General features: G+C 67.6%; 1 protein-coding gene. It reads left to right on the top strand.

Translation table 11 applies throughout. From position 1 onward, the window contains the following. Window positions 1-275: 275 nt before the first annotated feature. Window positions 276-1014, top strand: a 739-nt coding sequence (locus I5M_RS00880; RefSeq protein WP_022719675.1) for a GIY-YIG nuclease family protein, incomplete at its 3' end; no start/stop codon positions are given.

The raw sequence follows: 1014 nt of genomic DNA, 5'->3' as shown, positions 1-1014 counted from the left end.
TCTCGAGCGACGCATCTGCGCCGACCTACGCCCGGTCAGCCGCCTCCGACCGGTGTAAAGCGCGGCCCGTATGGTTACGGAACTCCGCTGTTTTCGCGTAAGATTTATCGAGACTTTTAAGTTAAGCGGTTCTTAAACCGCGGACAGTTCCAGACGGGTTCGAAGTGTCGTTCTTAACGGAAGCTTACTTCGCCAGTGTTCGCGGCAACACCGTGGCTGTGGCCAGCCCAGCCGCGGCGCTGGCGACGGCGGCCTTGAGCGCTTAGGTTCAGGCCATGATCGAAGACCCCGCCGAGCCGCGCGAAGGGGCGGCCGCGCCGCCGGATTCGGCCTCCCCGACCCCGCCCGAGCCCGCCAAGGCCGCGGCGCCCGCCCAGGACATCGACGCCGACACCGCCTCGCTCGCGCTCGAGGAGGACGAGGAGTCGCGGCTACCGGAGATCGCCGAGGAGCCGGGCGACGCGCCCGCCAATGGGCTGGCGATCGGCCGTTCGGCGATCGCCCGGGCGGTGCGGCTGGCGCCGACCTCACCCGGCGTCTACCGGATGCTGAACGCCGCGCGCGACGTCCTCTATGTCGGCAAGGCCAAGAACGTGAAGAAGCGGCTGGCGTCCTATGCCCGGCCGACCGGCCATGTGCTGCGCATCGCCCGGATGATCTCCGCCACCGTCGAGGTCGAGGTCATTTCGACCGGGACCGAGACCGAGGCACTGCTGCTCGAAGCCAATCTGATCAAGCAGCTGAGGCCGCGCTTCAACGTCCAGCTGCGCGACGACAAATCGTTTCCCTATATCCTGATCACCGGCGACCATTGGGCGCCGCAGATCCTCAAGCATCGCGGCGCCCAGACCCGCCGCGGCCGCTATTTCGGGCCGTTCGCCTCGGTCGGCTCGGTCAACCGCACGATCACGGCGCTGCAGCGCGCGTTTTTGGTGCGTTCCTGCACGGATTCGTTCTTCGAGAGCCGCACCCGGCCGTGCCTGCTGTACCAAACCGGGGCTGCGCCCGCCCCTG

It is taken from the genome of Rhodopseudomonas sp. B29, assembly GCF_000333455.1.
In the GTDB taxonomy this organism is placed as follows: Bacteria; Pseudomonadota; Alphaproteobacteria; order Rhizobiales; family Xanthobacteraceae; genus Rhodopseudomonas.
The sequence above is the reverse complement of the archived record's forward strand: the minus strand, read 5'-3'. Positions and strand labels throughout refer to the sequence as shown.